This window comes from Brevibacterium sp. CBA3109, assembly GCF_040256645.1.
GTDB classification, from domain to species: Bacteria; Actinomycetota; Actinomycetes; order Actinomycetales; family Brevibacteriaceae; genus Brevibacterium; species Brevibacterium koreense.
On the sequence record NZ_CP158281.1, the window covers coordinates 2,864,184 to 2,881,501 of the forward strand.

Annotated in this window: 21 protein-coding genes and 1 pseudogene; 12 read left to right on the forward strand and 10 right to left on the reverse strand. The window is 59.3% G+C overall.

What is annotated here, in order from left to right:
- Positions 1-266 precede the first annotated feature (266 nt).
- The 4 genes from AAFP32_RS13075 to AAFP32_RS13090 all read left to right on the forward strand — a co-directional run bounded on the left by AAFP32_RS13075 (position 267) and on the right by AAFP32_RS13090 (position 4,004).
- Entirely contained in the window at positions 267-1,028 is a 762-nt protein-coding gene (locus AAFP32_RS13075; protein ID WP_350269484.1) for a glycerophosphodiester phosphodiesterase, read from the forward strand.
- A 199-nt stretch (positions 1,029-1,227) separates the two neighbouring features.
- Positions 1,228-2,328, forward strand: coding sequence for a hypothetical protein (locus AAFP32_RS13080; RefSeq protein WP_350269485.1), 1,101 nt, complete (start codon positions 1,228-1,230; stop codon positions 2,326-2,328).
- A gap of 84 nt (positions 2,329-2,412) precedes the next feature.
- Entirely contained in the window at positions 2,413-3,021 is a 609-nt protein-coding gene (locus AAFP32_RS13085) for an HdeD family acid-resistance protein (RefSeq protein WP_350269486.1), read from the forward strand.
- A complete protein-coding gene (locus AAFP32_RS13090) occupies positions 3,018-4,004 on the forward strand; it encodes a malate dehydrogenase (RefSeq protein ID WP_350269487.1) in 987 nt (328 codons plus the stop codon). The genes AAFP32_RS13085 and AAFP32_RS13090 overlap by 4 nt, the downstream gene beginning before the upstream one ends.
- A gap of 53 nt (positions 4,005-4,057) precedes the next feature.
- Here the strand turns inward: AAFP32_RS13090 and AAFP32_RS13095 are convergent, their stop codons facing one another.
- The 9 genes and pseudogenes from AAFP32_RS13095 to AAFP32_RS13135 all read right to left on the reverse strand — a co-directional run bounded on the left by AAFP32_RS13095 (position 4,058) and on the right by AAFP32_RS13135 (position 11,508).
- Entirely contained in the window at positions 4,058-5,338 is a 1,281-nt protein-coding gene (locus AAFP32_RS13095; RefSeq protein ID WP_350269488.1) for an NAD(P)/FAD-dependent oxidoreductase, read from the reverse strand.
- A 62-nt stretch (positions 5,339-5,400) separates the two neighbouring features.
- Positions 5,401-5,589 (reverse strand): hypothetical protein, encoded by a 189-nt coding sequence (locus AAFP32_RS13100; RefSeq protein ID WP_350269489.1) that lies wholly within the window; start codon positions 5,587-5,589, stop codon positions 5,401-5,403.
- 28 nt (positions 5,590-5,617) lie between these two features.
- A complete protein-coding gene (locus AAFP32_RS13105; RefSeq protein ID WP_350269490.1) occupies positions 5,618-6,034 on the reverse strand; it encodes a ChaB family protein in 417 nt (138 codons plus the stop codon).
- Between the two features lie 225 nt (positions 6,035-6,259).
- Positions 6,260-6,605, reverse strand: a pseudogene (locus AAFP32_RS13110) (transposase); the annotation flags it as partial.
- 29 nt (positions 6,606-6,634) lie between these two features.
- Positions 6,635-7,345, reverse strand: coding sequence for a glycosyltransferase (locus tag AAFP32_RS13115; RefSeq protein WP_125240756.1), 711 nt, complete (start codon positions 7,343-7,345; stop codon positions 6,635-6,637).
- Positions 7,342-8,805, reverse strand: a complete 1,464-nt coding sequence (locus AAFP32_RS13120) for a PIG-L family deacetylase (RefSeq protein WP_350271500.1) — start codon at positions 8,803-8,805, stop codon at positions 7,342-7,344. Before AAFP32_RS13120 ends, AAFP32_RS13115 begins: the two co-directional genes overlap by 4 nt.
- On the reverse strand, positions 8,750-9,808 hold the full coding sequence (locus AAFP32_RS13125) for a hypothetical protein (protein ID WP_350269491.1): 1,059 nt from the start codon (positions 9,806-9,808) through the stop codon (positions 8,750-8,752). Before AAFP32_RS13125 ends, AAFP32_RS13120 begins: the two co-directional genes overlap by 56 nt.
- A 65-nt stretch (positions 9,809-9,873) precedes the next feature.
- The gene (locus AAFP32_RS13130; RefSeq protein WP_350269492.1) at positions 9,874-10,962 is read right to left on the reverse strand and encodes a hypothetical protein; all 1,089 of its coding nucleotides are present in this window, start codon (positions 10,960-10,962) and stop codon (positions 9,874-9,876) included.
- A gap of 48 nt (positions 10,963-11,010) precedes the next feature.
- Complete coding sequence (locus tag AAFP32_RS13135) at positions 11,011-11,508, reverse strand: TetR/AcrR family transcriptional regulator C-terminal domain-containing protein (RefSeq protein WP_350269493.1); 498 nt, start codon at positions 11,506-11,508, stop codon at positions 11,011-11,013.
- Between the two features lie 444 nt (positions 11,509-11,952).
- On the opposite strand from AAFP32_RS13135, the gene AAFP32_RS13140 reads away from it, so the two are divergent.
- The 8 genes from AAFP32_RS13140 to AAFP32_RS13170 all read left to right on the forward strand — a co-directional run bounded on the left by AAFP32_RS13140 (position 11,953) and on the right by AAFP32_RS13170 (position 16,125).
- The gene (locus AAFP32_RS13140; RefSeq protein ID WP_350269494.1) at positions 11,953-12,264 is read left to right on the forward strand and encodes a general stress protein; all 312 of its coding nucleotides are present in this window, start codon (positions 11,953-11,955) and stop codon (positions 12,262-12,264) included.
- 48 nt (positions 12,265-12,312) lie between these two features.
- On the forward strand, positions 12,313-12,585 hold the full coding sequence (locus tag AAFP32_RS13145) for a GlsB/YeaQ/YmgE family stress response membrane protein (RefSeq protein ID WP_350269495.1): 273 nt from the start codon (positions 12,313-12,315) through the stop codon (positions 12,583-12,585).
- Positions 12,586-12,648: 63 nt separating this feature from the next.
- On the forward strand, positions 12,649-12,846 hold the full coding sequence (locus AAFP32_RS13150; RefSeq protein ID WP_125240760.1) for a CsbD family protein: 198 nt from the start codon (positions 12,649-12,651) through the stop codon (positions 12,844-12,846).
- Positions 12,847-12,989: 143 nt separating this feature from the next.
- On the forward strand, positions 12,990-14,333 hold the full coding sequence (locus AAFP32_RS13155; protein WP_350269496.1) for a trehalose-6-phosphate synthase: 1,344 nt from the start codon (positions 12,990-12,992) through the stop codon (positions 14,331-14,333).
- Between the two features lie 429 nt (positions 14,334-14,762).
- Positions 14,763-14,870: a hypothetical protein gene (locus AAFP32_RS13160; protein ID WP_350271501.1), complete on the forward strand. Its 108-nt coding sequence runs from the start codon at positions 14,763-14,765 to the stop codon at positions 14,868-14,870.
- A 2-nt stretch (positions 14,871-14,872) separates the two neighbouring features.
- Positions 14,873-15,670 carry an MFS transporter gene (locus AAFP32_RS13165; protein ID WP_350269497.1) on the forward strand — a complete coding sequence of 266 codons (798 nt, stop codon included), beginning with the start codon at positions 14,873-14,875 and terminating at the stop codon, positions 15,668-15,670.
- Between the two features lie 33 nt (positions 15,671-15,703).
- Positions 15,704-15,775, forward strand: a complete 72-nt coding sequence (locus tag AAFP32_RS16700) for a hypothetical protein (RefSeq protein ID WP_420883399.1) — start codon at positions 15,704-15,706, stop codon at positions 15,773-15,775.
- Between the two features lie 206 nt (positions 15,776-15,981).
- On the forward strand, positions 15,982-16,125 hold the full coding sequence (locus tag AAFP32_RS13170; RefSeq protein WP_350269498.1) for a GPGG-motif small membrane protein: 144 nt from the start codon (positions 15,982-15,984) through the stop codon (positions 16,123-16,125).
- A 263-nt stretch (positions 16,126-16,388) separates the two neighbouring features.
- On the opposite strand, the gene AAFP32_RS13175 is transcribed toward AAFP32_RS13170, so the two are convergent.
- The gene (locus AAFP32_RS13175; RefSeq protein ID WP_350269499.1) at positions 16,389-17,222 is read right to left on the reverse strand and encodes a formate/nitrite transporter family protein; all 834 of its coding nucleotides are present in this window, start codon (positions 17,220-17,222) and stop codon (positions 16,389-16,391) included.
- Between the last annotated feature and the right edge of the window lie 96 nt (positions 17,223-17,318).

Here is a 17,318-nt window from a genome sequence, read left to right on the forward strand (position 1 = left end):
TCGCGGGAATTTTCTCCTGAAGTGCCCGCTCAGCCAAAAGTCGTTCACGGAGCTGGCTATCGCAGTCGGAGGCCACTAAAGGCCAGACCGACGAGCGCAACTTCAGACTTGAAGTCAGTCCTTCTCTGTCGTCAACTTAACGTTCACTTTCGATCCCAGACAAATGTGTTCACAGCCGATACATTGTGAGGGTGAATAGACTCAATCGGAGATCTTCACTCCAACGTCCTACCACTATCATTCTCGCGGCAGTACTCACGATCCTGGTGTTTATCGGCGCTGCAATCACGCTGGCGTCCCTCGGGCCGGCCTACCCCGAGACCCCTGATCGGGTCAGCCAACTCGAACTTCCCGTCACAATCTCCCACCGCGGCGGCGCCGACGTCTACCCGGAGGAATCCATGGAAGGGTTCACCACCTCAGCAAGGGACGGGTTCCTGCCCGAGATGGATATCCAGTTCCTCGCCGACGGCACTCCTGTGCTCATCCATGACGACACCGTTGATCGCACGCTCGACGGCGTCAGCGGCGAGGTCAGCGACCTCAGCCTCGAGGAGTGGGACTCCGCGAAGATCAAACATCCCACCGGCGGGCCTACAGCAGAGACGGTCACCCTCAACGAGGCACTCGATGAACTCGGCGGCAAAGTCGTCATGGTGCCCGAGATCAAACCAGAAGCCACCTCGGCGGAGGTCGATCAGGTGCTCGACGAATTCGACGAACGCGGGCTCGAAGACTCGCTCATCGTCCAGTCTTTCGACTTCGCAACGGCGAAGTCGATCGCCGAACGCGGCTACACCTCGCTCTACCTGTTCGGCACGATGCTGCCGTCCGAGTCCGCCGCGCAGATCGCCGGTGCCGGCATCGAATGGGTCGGCCCCAGCGCGAAACTGCCCAACAGTGACCTGCGCACACTCATCGAAGCGGGCTTGCACGTCGCCCCGTACACGATGGCGTCTGCGGAGGACGGGCGCCAGTTGCCCCACGGCATCGGCGGATTTTTCACCGATGACCCCTGGACGAAGTAACCGGCCACTCGACACGAGCAGTCGACGAAGCATTAGAGTTTGCGCACGAGTTCAACGTGGAGGGCCTGGCCGTGGTCCTCTACACCGTGTTCAAGGTGAAGAAGTGGATGTGAGGGCGCGCAGACCAAATGTGGTCCAGGTCATGTAGGATCAGAATCGGATACGGACGCCACGAGAGCCGCCCTAGGAGGTCCTGCTCATGACTGCCAATCCCCAAGGAACAGTAGATTCCCTCGATTTCACCGACGTACTCGAACGCGGAGATACGAGCGGACCGAAGGCCAGCCTTTACGTCCCCACCGATGTGACCGGGACACAGGCCGACAGATCCGCGAAGATCCTGAAGAATCAGGTCAAGCATGCGACGGCACGATTCGAAGAACTCGGGATGAGCAGCTCAGCTGCCGAATCAGCATTCGCCCCGATCGCCGAACTGATAGCGGATTCCTCTTACTGGCGGCTCCAGAGCCGAGGACTCGTCGTCTTCGTCGAACCCGGCTACCATCGGGCCGTGAGGGTCCCGATCGACGTCATCGAATCGGTCACTGTCGACGAGCAGTTCGACGTTCTGCCACTTGCCCCAGTCCTGGAGACCAGCGGCAGGTGCTACATCCTCGCCTTGGCCAAGAACTCACTGCGCCTGTTCGAGGCGGCCCGCAACTCCATCGAAGAGCTTCCGCTCGGGACCATCCCCGGATCCTTCGACGAGGTCATCGGCGACCTTCCCGAGCAATCACTGCAGTTTCGAGCCACAGGCGGTGGCGAGGCAGCCTACTATGGCCAAGGCGGAACCGGTGAGACCGAGACCATGCTGACTGAGAAGTTCATTCGTGCTGTGGGCAAGGCTGTCGGGGATGAGCTGGGCACGGCTCGATCGCAACCACTGGTGCTCGCCTCGGTGGCGGAGTACCTGCCGATCTTCCGCAAGGCCAGCGCCTACCCGGTGATCCACGACCGGGTCATCCCCGGAAGCCCTGAACATTCACAGCCGGATGATCTGCGCTCGGCCGCTTGGAAGCTCCTCCACGACAGCGAGGCCGCGCGTGAGTCCGCGGAACGCGAGCGGGCGCTGTCTCTGGTCCACAACGGCAAGGGTGCTGTCGACGTCGGCGAGATCGCCCACGCAGCCGAACAGGGCCGCGTCGACACACTCTATCTGCCGCGCGACGGAGAGCAGCTGCTTGCCTCAGATGCCCGCCGACAGGTCAACCTCGCCGCTCTCGCCACCATCCGAACGTCCGGCACTCTGCGCACACTCGGTGGTGGGGGCGCCGAAGTGATCGCAACGTTCAGGTACTGATTCACTGACACGACCCGTCGGAGAACAACCTGTGCTCATTGAGCACGAGTACCTCGAGGATGCCCATCGAAGTGAGGAGTTCCAATGTCTGCCAATCCCGCCGATGCCACACGATCTCTCCTGACGAACCTCGGCAAGGGTGTGTTCTGGGTCGTCATTCTCCGCGGTGTCCTCGCCATCCTCTTCGGCATCCTCATCCTCGCAGCACCTGCCGCCGTGGCGATCGCATTAGGCATCTATGTCGGTGCATGGCTGCTTGTCGATGGTGTGCTGACGATCATCAACGCGATGAACGCGCGTAAGACGAATCAAGCATGGGGGTGGGAGCTGGCCGCGGGCATCGCCTACATCGTCGCAGGACTCGTCATCGCCGTCATACCCCTGTCGTTTGCTGTCATCACCGGAGGATTCATTCTATGGATGCTGGCCGGCGGGATGCTCGTCCGCGGTATCCTCACTCTTGCCTCCAAGTCGTTCCAAGGCTGGTCGAAGCTGCTCGGCGTCCTCGACATCGTCTTCGCAATCATCGTGGTCATTGTTCTGTTCACCAATCCCGGAGCGGCTCTTGCCGCCCTGGTGTGGATCGTTGCCGTCTACACCATCGTGCTCGGAATCCTCCTCATCACCATGGCGTTCCTGGCACGTTCGCAGACGAAGAAGACCATCACCCACGGTAAGGAACACAAACTATGAGCACCCCCATCAAGGTCGCAGTGACCGGCGCGGCCGGCCAGATCGGCTACAGTCTCCTCTTCCGCATCGCCAGCGGTGCCCTCTTCGGCCCCGAAACCCCGGTCCAACTGCGACTTCTCGAAATCACACCTGCGTTGGACGCCCTCGAGGGGGTCGTCATGGAACTTGAGGACTGTGCGTTTCCCACCCTCGACTCGGTCGAGATAGGCGATGAGGCCGAGCACATCTTCGACGGCGCCAACCTCGCCCTCCTCATCGGCGCTCGGCCCAGGTCTCAGGGAATGGAGCGCAGCGATCTCCTCGAAGCAAATGGAGCGATCTTCACCGCCCAGGGCAAGGCGCTGGGCAAAGTCGCCGCCGACGACGTCCGCATCGGCGTCACCGGGAATCCGGCCAACACCAATGCGCTCATCGCCATGAGCAATGCCCCCGACATCCCTGCCGAACGCTTCAGCGCTCTGACCCGCTTGGACCACAACCGCGCCTTGGCGCAACTTGCTAAGAAGGCCGAAGTTTCGGTCAGCGACATCTCCAGGATGACGATCTGGGGCAACCACTCGGCCACGCAGTATCCTGACATCTATCACGCCGAAATCGGCGGGAGGAACGCCGCCGAGGTCATCGACGACCAGGCCTGGATCGAGAACGATCTGATCCCAACAGTTTCTCAGCGCGGTGGCGCAATCATCGAAGCACGAGGCTCCTCTTCAGCTGCCTCAGCCGCGTCGGCAACGGTCGATGCCGCCCGTGACTGGCTGCACGGCACACCCGAGGGCGATTGGGCCTCGATGGCCGTCGTCTCCGATGGCTCCTACGGGGTGCCCGAGGGGCTTGTCTGCTCCTACCCCGTGACAACTACACGAGGAAATTGGGAGATCGTTCAGGGCTTGGAGATCAACGATTTCAGCCGCCGGATGATCGATGCCACCACCGCCGAGCTTGCCGAGGAGCGAGAGGCCGTGACCAGCCTCGGCCTGATCTGAGATCGTGCCCGCGGCCTCACAGTGGTGAGACCGCACCGGCATCGGCCTTCTCCTCAGGCGTCCTCGGGCTGTGGATCAGCACTTCCGAGGACCCCGACGATCGCGTGGGCGGCTCGATCCCCAGACACCAGCGCACCCTGAATCGATCCGGTGTCACGATGGTCCCCGCACACGAAGACACGATCCGAGATCCGCTGTGGAGACCGGTCGACCAGTGGCGGTGGAGTTGCGGGCAGGGTGTGGGCGATGACGTGGTGGGCAAGCACCTGCCAACGACTCGTCGAGGTTCCATAGATCTGCTCCAGGTGACGACGCACTGCGGTCTCGTCTGCTCGTCCGTCGGGTCGATCCAACAGTGTTGTCGCTTCGATGAGGTGTCCACTAGCGGGGGCATACGATGGCGCAATGTTCGAGATCACTGCTGTGTTCCACACCGGTCCTGCCGGACCGCCGCCGGGTTTCGAGGCATCCACGACCAGGTAGGGCTCACGCAGCGGCGGTTCCGGTGCGCTGAACCACCACGTCGTTAGTCCGTGGGTGGCGGGGTTCTGCTCCTCGGTGAAGTCGTTGAGGCTTTCGGGTCCGACGGCGACGACAGCAGTCCGTGCGAGCAGTCGACCGTGATCGGTGTCGATTTCCACGCCGGAGGTGGTCTCTTGCAGGTTCTGCGCGGGAGTCTCAAGTTGTGGGGGCTGCTCGAGGCTCGCAGCCATCTGCGTGGGAAGTGCGCCCATTCCTGCCTGCGGCAGACCGGGAATCGCCAGGGCGAACGATCGGACTAAGAGCCGGGTGTAGTTCGCTGAACTCTGTCCCGAGCTGTCGGCGAGGACTCCGGCCAGGAACGTGTCAATCACCTCGCGTCGCAGTCGACCAGTGGCGCCCGCCTCATCGAGAGATGCTGCCAGCGTCGTATCCCGTGTCGCTCGTGAGGCCGATGTTGCCCGCAGGAGGGTCGGGCCCAACCACCGCGCAAGCGCGCGCAGATCACGAAGATCTAACAGTCCGTTGCGCACGGCAGTGACATTGGCACTGGGACGTCGCAGAGGCTGGGTCAGGCTCATCAGACCCTCAGAGTTCCGAACCACGACGCCGGCACCGAACCTCTGCAGTCCCAGAGCAGCCACGTCGATGAACTTGCGTACCGCTGGATAGGAGGGATTGAGCACCTGGAAGCCTCGATCGCAGAGGAACCCGTCGATGCGATCGGTGCGCACGCGCCCGCCGACTGCATCGTTCTTCTCCAACACCTGCACCGTCAGTCCGCTGCGCTGCAGGCGCCGGGCACACTGCAGGCCGGCCAGCCCGGCCCCGATCACCACGACATCGGTGTCCATGACTCTCCGATCTTCAGTCGTCGAGGGATCCCTGGGATCGCCCCTCGGCGAGGGTGTGGTCGTCAGTCGACGGCCATCTTCTTGGATTCTACGTTGACGGTGACCCTCGTTTCGGGCCCGTTGTCGCTGTCACAGTCGAGTTCGATCGTGTGCAGAATACTCCCTTTCACCCTGACCCTATCCTGCGACATCTTCAAAGACTTCTTGACAGAGCTCGCGGGAATCTCCCTGCTCGGGTCACCGTTCTTCACAGGTCGGGAATCAGAATCTGACTCGTGCTCAGGCGTTCTTCTTCGTCACCCGGTTGCTTTCTCGCTCCAGGGCATCGACGAGTTCGTTCTTGTTCATCGACGAACGTCCGGGAATCTGCAACCGAGCCGCCTGCTTGTACAGGTGGTCCTTCGTCGCGTTGGCGTCCACGCCACCCGCGGTCCTGCGAGCGGTGCTCTTCCCTCCCTCTGACTGCGCATCGGAAGGCCCCGGGGAGGACTTCGGCTCCCACCGGTCGCCGACTTTCTCAAAGGTGTGTTTCAGCGCGTCATAGGCCACCCGGTGGGCGCGCTCTTCGTCGTTGTATTCGCTCATCGCGGAGTCATAGGCCTTGGCGAAGGTTCGCTGCGCCTTCCCATTGGACCGTTTCAAAGTCGCGGGGAGCTCCGACTTCTTCGGCTTGCCCGAACTGCTGAGTTTCGGCATGTTGACCACTTCTCCTCGAGTGTCGAAGTCACGGTTATCTTGACGGTAACGCAGATCACCACACCATGTCAGGAGCAGCACCGGTCTCACTCGATCCCCGCCAAGGTTGTTGCACCTAGCTCACACCCTCACATCACCGGGGTCGGTATCATCCCCCAAGCCACGCCACACCGGATGGCGTAGGCACCCCGCGTCAGTGAGCCCGGCGACTCGGGTCCCACCGACGAAGAACACTTTCGTGCCGGTATCGACCGCAAAACGAGCATGGTCTGATAGCTCCTTGCCCCGGTCCCACGTGATCGTCTTCCGCAACTGCTGCGGCAGGCACGTCATCGACTTCGTCAACGCTGTCGCCATCGCTTGGGCCCCATACCCGGCTAGTGCCGGCCCGTTCTTGATCTGTGGTTGCTGTCCCTACCCGTCGAGCCTAGGTAGGTGCACCAGCAGCGTCGAGCGCGACTTGCACTCGACGGGCGTACCGATGGCCGAACGGTTCGAGATCACCCTCCCAATGTCCAGGCACAGCCCTGTCAGCGGCCTCGGCCGGCCGCTGGGAAATGACCACAACAGCTTGAAACCGCCGCCAGCAAAGTGAAATTTTCATGCCAGTTGTTGCAGGTAACCGCTGAAGCCTCCCTGGGTGCGCCCGGTCAGACGCGCTGAGGTCAAAACCCTGCATGAATCGGTGCGTCTTAGCTGTCCCCCGACGGTGCGAACTGCAGCGACAATTGCGGCGTCCTCACCGCACGTCAACCGAGGTACCCCTCCTATGGCAGCGAGGCAGGACCCGCGCAGTCCAAGGTTCGCCCCAAACACATACGAATGGTTCTCGCCTAGTTCATGATTGGCATGCCATTTGGCGATCAGTTCCGCGGATCCTGATTCGGGCCGTGGTGCAACGGTTCCTACCAAACAGTCCACTCCTTCAGCCGCAACCTCAAGATGCGAGGAGATCCAATGCAGGGGCACCCGACTGTCGGCGTCTGTGAACGCGACCCAGGCAGTGTCGAAGTCAGCACCGCTGACTCCACCAACGGAACGCATAAAATAGCTGCACCCGACATCTCGCGCGCTGCCGACACTATTTGAACTCGTGGTCAGCACCTTAGCCAGTCGACAATGCCTGGCGAACTCCAGGACGAGGCCCAAGGTGGCGTCAGTACAGGCATCGACGACGACAACAATCTGGAAGCCGCCGGGTACCGACGCCTCGGGGACATGAGCAAACGACTGCAACACTGAGTCGAGACATCCCAGGATCTCGTCTTCTTCGTTATGGGCTGGAATAATGACACCCAGATGCGTGATCACCCGAGACCTCTCGCAGAGTCCGGATCGATGTTCTTCTCCACAGTCACGATATCCAACCGGTAGCTGCCCGCGTCGGTATGAAACTCAAGCTCCTTTCGAGGCCAGAAGCGGAGACAAGTGTCGTGGACTTCATCGGCGTCAAGAGGCCAGTCGCTGATCTCCCCCTTCCAATGGCAGAGGACGAGCACGAATCGCGAAGAAGTGGTCTCATCGATCCTCTCCATTGTGCGTAGGAGTTGTGAACGAGTGAGGTAGAAGCCGGTCTCAGACAGTACAACACAGTCAAAGCGCCCTTCAGGCCAGTCGAAGGGGACAGTGGCATAAACAAAGTCGATCTTCTCAGAGGCTCTCAGCCGCAGGCGCTCTGCCTTCTTCAAGGCTTCACGACTGGCATCAATAGCTGTCACTTTGGCGCTGCACTCGGCGAGATCGTGGCTCAATGCGCCGATCGAACATCCGATCTCAAGGATATGATCGAATGAGTGAGATGGAAGGTGGCCGAGCAGATTCTCACGCTTGGCAAGCTCGTATTCGGAGTTCCACACGGACCAAGGGTCCGCGCGGGCCTCATGTACTCCATCGAACACTGCAGAAGCTGTGTGCGCGTCGTACAAATGTCGGCGTTCTTCGAACGCAGACTTATCTGCCTTCGTTGCTGTTCTTGGGCGAAAATCTGAAATCGCGAAAGTGTCTCCGCCACGGTCAAAATGCTTCAGGTGCGATGTGCCAAGAACTGCCTCGTCTCCAGGGCGATCGGATAACGAAGCTATCTGTGATTGATAGCAGGCGAATAACGCCTGTCTGTCAAAGCACACCGGATCGGGGAGAAATCTCCAAGAGCGCCATCGAGGATCGGTGGAAGCGGCCCAGTGCCAGAACCAGATCGGATATTCCAGCACCACTGTGCGACTTCTCCGCCCGGCTTCCAGGGCGGCCGACCCCACAGCCTCGTGATCACCATGCCCATCCTGACTGTAGGGCGCAACGAGAGTGACAGGTCCGGCAGACCGGGCAACCTCTCTCATGATTTCGTCCACGATCTGATCTCTGAACTCGGGCAGAGCCCCGTCAGGCAATGCGAGGAATCGACTCGACAGCTCACCACCCAATGTGGCGAGCGCGAGTTCGAACTCCCGCAGTCGACTTTGTCCCAGTTGCAGTCGAGAATGTGTGCGAGAGTACGGATGGGAGTTCTCACCCGCGGTGAAAAGCAAGATAGTCACCTGGCAATTCCACTCGCCTGCACGGGCTAGCAGCGACGCTGCACCGAGAGCTTCGTCGTCAGGGTGCGCGGCCAGAACAATGAGGGGCCGATGCTTGGCGATGACATCGTCTGGAATGATCGGCAGGTCCAGAGCACCAGCCTGCATCCACGCATCTTCGGCAGTGCTCTGATCTCGATGGCTAAAGCTCATCGCCGTGGGATTGCTTGTAGAGGTCCCCACCCAGAGCTGCTTCATCACGAAGCCCGTGATGTTGACTCAGGTACACGGTGAGGTCGGCATCGGCCTTGGCAAAGCCTGCGTCGCCCGTCAAAGCTGCGGGCCCGGCGAGTTCCCTACTCAGATGCTGAACTCGTTGGACGCTGCGATATACGATGTTGCGAACTCGCAGCGCCAATGTCCAGGCTTCAGCGCGCGAGAATTCGTCTTCTCCGTCCGCCGCTGCGGCGGCCTGATCCATAACTGCACGGACCGCGGAGATCTCAGCATCGAGCTGACCGAGCTGAAGCTCACCCATCGGAGACGGGGTCGGCCTTCTGAGATGGCGGTGGGCGGCATTTCTTGCCATCCCCACGGCTCCCCCGAACCAACATGCTGCGACCCGGATACCGCCCCAAGCGAACGACGGCCGGTCGAGGTACCAGTTCGGAGGACCAACGGTTGTGGCGGGCGCATGATCGAACATCACAGATCCGCTCGGAATCTCCTTGAGTCCTAGACTGGGCCATGAGACTGTCTGTGCCTGCACGCGCGAATTTGTCAGATCCACCGCACATGCGCGACTGCCGTCGATGCCCTCGACGATGACGATTGCGTGAGTCAGCTCAGCGGCCAGCGAGCACCATGCTTTCTCCCCAGTGAGAAGAGTCTGGCCGCCTTCATCGTCGGCAGCGACCGCGAATTCGGGAACATCGGCCGCGTATACACCCCAAGTCGAGTGTGCATCGGGTGATTCGTGACCAGCTTCAGCGAGAATGCCGAGCGCATCGACGTGCGGTTCGAGCATGCGAGCCACTGCGACGTCGATGGCCGCAATCTCGACCAGCGCCTCCCATTGGTCGGTCTGCGTTGATTGTCCTGACAGATGGAGAAACCGGGCAAGTCCGGTGATCTTCTGAGCAGTGGGCGCATTGCTCGTGACGAGCTTGGCGAGATCGTCATGGAAGGCAGCTTCGGCATACCAAGGTTCTCGGGGCGATGTGATGATGCCTGCTAGAGGTCTGTCGAATTGTGCAATCATTGTGCATCCTTCTGAGGGTATCTGTCTGAGCCACTGCGAGTGTCGCGGGCAAAGGTGCTCATCAGCTAGCTCGTCTTGTCGACATCCTCGGACTTTTCAGAGTTGTCAGTGTAGACTCTTTGCCTCATTCTCTGACCGTGGGTCAGCCGCTGGACGTCGACGTCAGAGTCAAAGCTGGCGCCAATTCCACCGGCGACGACTCCCATTGCTGCGCTGAGCCACGCGATGTCGAGATAGTTGGCAAATGCGGCCTTTTGCTGAATCTGGTGGCCCATGAATTCTGGATCGATCACAACGAGGCTGCCGAAGAGAATAAGGACGACCAGGATGGCGTAGAGAGCGACGACACTGACGAGCAGTGTCAACACCGTGGAGAGGTTGTAGTACATGACAACTGTCGCAAGTCTCTCTTTGCGTGGTGAGTCCCAGAGTTTGTGGCTGACGAGTAACCAGGAGACCATGACGATGATGGCGACAGCGCCGATCGACAGTAACCGAAGTGTTGACAGATAGGTCGACATCTGCCAAATCGAGCTGTAAAAGATGCCGAACGCTCCTGTGGCTGAGGCTGCCGCGAGCGCACCAGAGAGCTTCGGTGCCGTGCGCCATGGCTCGTTAGCCATCGTCATTCCCAAAATCAGTCGCGGGCCACCTGTGACGGTGTGGGCATGGAGAGACTGATGGTCAGAGTTTTCGTTGTTCGACCAATTGCTCCACCGGAGCAGGAATCGTCGGGTGTACTCGTCGGGGTCCCAGGGGATGAGTTTGTTGACAGAACTCATCATTACCTTGATGATCCGGCGTTTTGTCGCCCAGACACCTAGTGTGGGGCACGAGACTACTGCAAGATTGCGATCGGAATGAACTTCTGCCACCAGAGGATCCCCCTGGGTGTGCCGGGGAATCTCCGTCAGGATGAGGACGACGTTGACGTCGGGATAATCGGAGCGAAGATCGTCCACAGCGTCGAGAGCCAATTCGCGCTCGGGGGTCAGACGAATAGTGTCGGTCACCGTGTGGAGTGTGGTGGTGACCCCATACGCCTCTTGAAGAAGCTTCTCGAGGCGTTTGTGGATGGAGGCAGCTCGTCGGCTGGGCAGTCCAGGATCGGCGACGAGCAGGATCTTTAGCGCCTTCGAAGTCGTGTCAAGCATAGGCAGCGGTCTTTCTGGTCTCGTGGGTGGCGCCGGCATGTTGTCTAGCTAGTTGGTTAAAGTGGTGCGGATTCGCTCGATGATCTCATCGAGGGCATCGTCGAACTCGCGCTGTCGATGATCTTGGCTCAGAAGCGCACTGAGTCTGTCGACAGTGGGATAGCCAGACAGAGCTGATTTTTCGCCCGAGGTATCGCCGTCCTGTCTTCCAATAATGGCGTCGAAGGAATTGGAATGGACGTGCAGGAGCAAATCGCCGATGAGGAAGCTTGTGAAGGCCTTGTAAGCGCTGACCGCGGCTATGTCGGAGAAACCGAATCCTTGCAGTGTGGAAAGGAAGTCTTCGACCCACCGCAAGCTGCGCAGTGGAGGTCGTAGCCACGGTGCTTCCGAGGGTTGAGTGGCAATTAGAGGGAAGATTTCCGGGTGGTCGCTGGCCAAGTCGCGCGTGGCGTTGGCAACACGTTGGAGATAGTCTTCCCACGATGTCGGAGTCTCGGTCATGAGTTCGTTCTGGAAGAGCCCGGCGATGAGGTCCGTGACCATGGCTTCGAGAAGATCTCCTCGCCCAGAGACGTGTCGGTACAGTGCCATTGCCTCTACTTCGAGGGCGTCGCCGAGGCGACGCATGGTGAGTGACTCGAGACCGTGTGCGTCGACGAATGCAATAGCCGCACGCACAGTGTCGTCTCTGGAAAGGCGCTGCCGAGCCAAACATTCCTCCTCAACCGAATCAACCGAAATAAGGACGGTACCACTACCCCCGCCCCCAAGAGCTGGACAGATGCCCACAGTCTATCCCCTCTAACGTCTAACAGCGAAGGGTTCCCCCCCCCCAAAGAGTTTAACCTGTAAACATGCCATGATTATGTAGAATATCACCAAGAGTCCCGTGTCGAAAGCCGACAAAAAATAGGTACCACATTGCATGCTCGACGCGGAAACGATAATCTGCTAGCGTGATTACAGTGTAAACACGAAAGGAGCGTTATGAAACCTGCAATCAAAGAATTTCAGGACGACACCGAACTCATGGCCGAGGTGAAACGCCAGGCATCGAACGGGGTACCCAAGAACAAACTCTATGTCCTCTCGCATGACGATGACCGCACCGATCGTGTGGCAGACGAAGTCAACGCGAATGAGCCCGACGACCTCAGCGAATTAGTGGGGACACGCTACGACAAGAAGGGCGACGAACTCCGAGCGATTTTCGAAGAGTTCGATTTCACCCCCAGTGAGTCCAACGACCTCGAAGAGAAGCTCGACCACGGAAAAATCCTGCTCCTCATCAATAGCTAATGGGCGACCAGCGGTGGCTAAGCGTGATACCTGACTAGGAAGAATTGCATGGGCTCTATTGCTTATCTGGTACTCGGTCTGATAGCCGGTGCTATCGCCAAAGCGATCCTGCCCGGCCGGCAGGGCGGTGGTTTGATCGCTACGTTGGTCCTCGGCGTCATCGGTGCTCTTGTTGGCGGCTGGCTGGGAGGACTGCTCTTCGGCGTAGAAGTCGGATCATTCTTCTCGCCCTCGACATGGCTGTGTGCCATCGGCGGATCCATCATCGTCCTCTTTGCGTGGGGACTGCTGGCGGGCCGTCACCGTACCGCGAAACCATAGCCGATAGTTGGCAGCAGCGTCCGAGCTGCGTCATTCGGCGCTGCAAGATCGAAAGGAAGCACAATGAACGAAAATTCCCACAAAGGCGAAGAGCTCAAGGGCAAAGCGAAGACAGTGGCCGGTAAGGCCACTGGAGACACGGGCCTAGAAGCCGAAGGCAAGGCCGATCAGGTCCAAGCTGAAGGCAAACAAGCCGGCGACAAGGTAAAAGACACCGTCCACGGCATCAAGGACTCCGTCAAGGATTCGTCCGACGACTGAGTAGTCGCGCGTGAGGATGGGAGCAACGTCTTCGTTGCTCCCATCCTGCTATCTACTTCGCCCGCATCGCGGGATCCTCACGATCCAATGCCAACGGAGGCGGAACAAATATGGAAGAGCCCGGGCGTCATTCCTTTATCGTGATGGCCAATCGTCTGCCCGTTGATCGACGCGAGGGCAGTTGGGAGCCCTCCCCAGGTGGTCTCGTCTCGGCCTTAGCACCAGTGGTCTCGGCTCACCGCGGAGCCTGGATAGGGTGGGCCGGAATACACGATGAGGACGTCGAACCTTTCGAATTCGACGGTATGAGTCTATTCCCCGTCGCTCTAAGCCACGACGAGCACCACCAATATTACGAGGGGTTCTCCAACGCCACACTGTGGCCCCTCTACCATGATCTCATCGTCGCACCTCAATATCACCGCCCGTGGTGGAAGGCCTACTACGCTGTCAACTCCAGGTTCGCGGAGGCTGTAATCGCCGTCGCAGCCCACGGAGCCACGGTGTGGGTTCATGACTACCATCTTCAGCTCGTCCCCGACATGATCCGCGCCCAACGCCCCGACGTGCAGATCGGATTCTTCAATCACATTCCGTTTCCTCCGGTCGAACAATTTGCACAGTTGCCATGGCGAGATTCGATCCTGAATGGATTGTTGTCTGCCGATGTCATCGGTTTCCAACGTGAGTCCGATGCCACCAACTTCCAACAGTCCTGCCTCAGACTGTTGGGCACAAGCTGCGAACACAGACGGACCAAGATCGGCGTCTACCCGATATCGATTGACGTCGACGAGGTCCTTAGGGCCACCGAATCCGAGGCAGTCAACGAGGTGGCGCGAAGGTTCCGGAGTGATTTGGGTGATCCCGCTACGCTCATTCTCGGAGTTGACCGTCTCGATTACACGAAGGGCATTCTCCATCGCCTCCACGCTTTTGAGGAGCTCCTCGAAGACGGGCTCCTCGACCCCAAGGAAACGTGCTTCGTCCAGATCGCGGTTCCCTCGCGTGAGGGGATCGACGCGTATCAGGATCTGCGTGATGAAGTCGAACGATTGGTCGGCCATATCAATGGTCGCTTCGGCACCTTAGACCGCAGCGTTGTCCACTATTTCCACCGGTCCTATTCCGCCGATTCCACCATCGCCTTGTACCTGGCCGCTGACGTTCTCCTCGTCACTTCCCTGCGCGACGGGATGAATCTCGTGGCCAAAGAATTCGTCACCGCACGCCAGGGACGTGCTGGCGCTCTGGTTTTGTCCGAGTTCGCCGGCGCGGCCGATGAGCTTCGTCAGGCCGTGCTGGTCAACCCCCATGACATCACTGGTCTCAAACACGCCATTCATCAGGCAGCAATCATAAGGCCGGAGGACGCCCGAGCACGCATCGCTACGATGGCGGCCACTGTGGGGGATTATGACGTCCACCAGTGGGCACGAGATTTTCTCGACGACCTGCAGCCAGCCACGGCTCCAGCAGATTGCTGACGAGAACTCAGCGCGACGTGAACTGCAGGAAATCTGTGTGAAGAGTGACCAAGTGAGCAGCAATAGGCGCGATCGTGATGGGTCAACACCGCAGGACGATATCCCTACACCGAATGGCATCGACCTGAAGTCGATGCCCCCAGAGGGTAAGCTGACCCTCAATCGAACAATCTCAGGATCCGCCCTCGGCAATGCTGTGGAATGGTTCGACTACGGGGTCTAATCCTACGTGCCCGTCTATATCGCCCGCGCGTTCTTCTCCGGCGAACCGAGTCCTCGCGCTCATCTTCGCTTTCCGCGCCCGGCTCTTCGTCTTTCGACCTGTGGGCGGATTCGTCCTCGGCCCCCCTGGGAGACAAGGTCGACCGCCAGCGTGTCATGGTCCACGGCTTCTCCACGGGTGGCGAATATGGTGGTGCCGCCGTCTATATGGCGGAATTGGCACCAGACAAACGTCGGGGTTACTGGGGCTCGTTCCTCGAGATGGGTACCCTGACAGGTACCGCCTCGGCGGCGTTGGTTTGCGCATCTTGCTAATCATGGTGGGCACGGACGGAGTGGATGCCGGTCGGTGGCGCCTGCCGTTCCTCCTCACACTTCCGCTGGGAGGCGCTGCCCTATGGCTGCGGATGAAACTCGATGAGCCAGAGGCCTTTTCCAAGGCGACCACACAACAGCAGAAGAATCGTCAACCTTTCGGGAAGCCGTCCACCGGGTTCAAGAAGCACATCGTCATACTCATTGCCCTTGTCGTCCTGCTCAATATCGGTCAGCACGTGGCCCTCACCTATTGGCCGACAGACTTTGCCGAAACGTTGGGCCATTCCCAGATCGAGAACAAATTGATGCTCGTCGCCCTGCTTCTGGCGATGATCATCGTCGTCAGCCCCTTGGGCTGGTTGACAGATACGATCGAGCGCAAGCCGTTCCTCTACACCTCGACGACCGGCTTCGCAGTGTTGTCTGTCCCTGCCTTCATGCTCATGCAGGCAGAGGCCCGTGATCTACAGTTTCTGGGTCTGGGGATCATCGCTTTGTTGCAGGTGATGATGCAATCGTGTGTCTCGGCGACTCTGCCGGCGATCTTTCGCAGCCAGGTCCATTTCTTAGGATTTGCCATCGACTACGATGCTTCGACCGCAATCTTCGGTGAAACCACGGCCGCGATCAACACCTTCGTCGTCAAGTCCACCGACTCCGAGCCCTCCCCAGCCGTCTACCTCATGGGTGCGAGGATTGGCTGGGCTCGTCGGAATCCATTTCTTCAACGAGACCACTGGATGTCCGATGTCTCATTGAGAGAGTCGCGGTCCCAGTGGCCTCGCCGGGATGGGTAGTCACTCGACGCCAGCAGGCGATGGGCTCGCGAAGTGGGATACGAAGTCTCTGACCGTAGACGTAACCCACAGGCTATCGAGGACGCCTACTCCCAAGCCGGCTGAGTATCGAAGAATCTCAATACGCAACTGGTCGGTAGATTCGACACTCTTTGATGTCCAAGAAAAAGGGTGATGACATCCTGTCTAGAGTAGAGTAGATTCTCTGCCCGGGCTGCTTCGCAGCGCTGAGGGATCACCAGATCCCTCCCCGGGCCACAACTCTGTGGGCGTGACACCAACAGTGAAAATGATAAGGAACAGGTAAGACTATGGCTATAATTCTCTGGATCATTGCAGCACTGCTCGTCATTTCGGGCATCTTCGCGATCTTACGCAAGCAGATTCTCTGGGGAGTTGTCCTCATCGTCGTCGGTTGCCTAGTTGGCCCAGGTGGGGTGAGCATCTTCACCTGACCTGCTCAGACTCTATTGCGGCGCCCTCACCCACTCTGGGTTGGGGCGCCGCAGTACGTTATCTCTGCGTGGTTCAAGAATGTTTCGAGTCTTCCTCTGCTTTGTCAGCTACAGCAACGGGCAGAATCCAGTCACATCAGCATGGGATGTTTAGCCTTGCTGGCTGCGAGGAGACTGGGGTGTCTCGGTCAACTTACGCTCCTCAACGAGGGCCCGACCGCGAAGAGTCGGGAAGACTTCGAATGGTGTCACCTCCGCAACGTCTATCGCGGGGAATCGGGGTCATTAGGGGCCCCGCGCCTACTCTCGACGATCAGATCCTTGTTGCGCAGCAGGCGTAAGGCGGTCACCAGCAGCAGGCCGCCGAGGATATTGAATAGCACCGTGTAGCCAAACCACCCCAGCCAGTCGCCGTAAGTGACGGCAACACCCGCGTGGATGGCACCAAAGATGATCAACGAGTCAAGAATGGAATGGAACATCTGTAACCCTGCCAGCAGGAAGCCACCGGCGACTGCGGCCACGATTTTGGCCATATCCGATCGGGTCCCGTGCTGCATGCGAGTCATCAAAGTGATGGTGCTACCACCCAGAATAGCCAGGCATATCGATTGCCATCCGAATCCGGCGTCGACAAAGTGGTGGGCCGCTGTCTCGAGTTCGGGACGGAATTCGGGGAAGGCCCGGGCTACCAGCCACATGAAGACCCATCCGCCCACGAGGTTCATCACCAATGTCCCCGACCAGAGTTTCAGCAGGCTTGCGAAGCTGGCCTGCTTTGCGGCGAAGGCAGTAATAGGTACGAGGAAGCCTTCGGTGAATAATTCGCTTTTGGCCAACAGCAATGCCACTAAGCCGATACCAAATGCCACTCCCGCCAGCAGATGGCTCTGCGTGGCGTGCATCACCGCCAGATAGGCCATGACCCCCGTGGCGACTTCGAATCCTCCGAAGGTTCCGGTGATTAAGATGATCGTCCACGAGCGAGCTAAACGGCCTGCCCCTTCGGCGACGATTCGATCATAAGATACGGCAATTTCATCCTCGACTGGGGCATTGCTTTCACCCAGTTGTCGTCGGCGTTGGTCGGCATTCATAGGTGTTCACTCTCGAATTGCCGCGGCTGTCGTCGCGATCTAGCACCATCGTAATGCGTGCGGCAAGAAATTCTCGACCCGTTGCAGAGAGATTGT

Coding starts and splice junctions, on each gene's coding strand:
- AAFP32_RS13080 (WP_350269485.1), top strand. CDS start 1,228: ATGACTGCCAATCCCCAAGGAACAGTAGATTCCCTCGATTTCACCGAC.
- AAFP32_RS13085 (WP_350269486.1), top strand. CDS start 2,413: ATGTCTGCCAATCCCGCCGATGCCACACGATCTCTCCTGACGAACCTC.
- AAFP32_RS13090 (WP_350269487.1), top strand. CDS start 3,018: ATGAGCACCCCCATCAAGGTCGCAGTGACCGGCGCGGCCGGCCAGATC.
- AAFP32_RS13095 (WP_350269488.1), bottom strand. CDS start 5,338: ATGGACACCGATGTCGTGGTGATCGGGGCCGGGCTGGCCGGCCTGCAG.
- AAFP32_RS13105 (WP_350269490.1), bottom strand. CDS start 6,034: ATGCCGAAACTCAGCAGTTCGGGCAAGCCGAAGAAGTCGGAGCTCCCC.
- AAFP32_RS13120 (WP_350271500.1), bottom strand. CDS start 8,805: ATGAAGCAGCTCTGGGTGGGGACCTCTACAAGCAATCCCACGGCGATG.
- AAFP32_RS13125 (WP_350269491.1), bottom strand. CDS start 9,808: ATGATTGCACAATTCGACAGACCTCTAGCAGGCATCATCACATCGCCC.
- AAFP32_RS13130 (WP_350269492.1), bottom strand. CDS start 10,962: ATGCTTGACACGACTTCGAAGGCGCTAAAGATCCTGCTCGTCGCCGAT.
- AAFP32_RS13135 (WP_350269493.1), bottom strand. CDS start 11,508: ATGGTCACGGACCTCATCGCCGGGCTCTTCCAGAACGAACTCATGACC.
- AAFP32_RS13140 (WP_350269494.1), top strand. CDS start 11,953: ATGAAACCTGCAATCAAAGAATTTCAGGACGACACCGAACTCATGGCC.
- AAFP32_RS13145 (WP_350269495.1), top strand. CDS start 12,313: ATGGGCTCTATTGCTTATCTGGTACTCGGTCTGATAGCCGGTGCTATC.
- AAFP32_RS13150 (WP_125240760.1), top strand. CDS start 12,649: ATGAACGAAAATTCCCACAAAGGCGAAGAGCTCAAGGGCAAAGCGAAG.
- AAFP32_RS13155 (WP_350269496.1), top strand. CDS start 12,990: ATGGCCAATCGTCTGCCCGTTGATCGACGCGAGGGCAGTTGGGAGCCC.
- AAFP32_RS13160 (WP_350271501.1), top strand. CDS start 14,763: ATGGCGGAATTGGCACCAGACAAACGTCGGGGTTACTGGGGCTCGTTC.
- AAFP32_RS13165 (WP_350269497.1), top strand. CDS start 14,873: ATGGTGGGCACGGACGGAGTGGATGCCGGTCGGTGGCGCCTGCCGTTC.
- AAFP32_RS13170 (WP_350269498.1), top strand. CDS start 15,982: ATGGCTATAATTCTCTGGATCATTGCAGCACTGCTCGTCATTTCGGGC.
- AAFP32_RS13175 (WP_350269499.1), bottom strand. CDS start 17,222: ATGAATGCCGACCAACGCCGACGACAACTGGGTGAAAGCAATGCCCCA.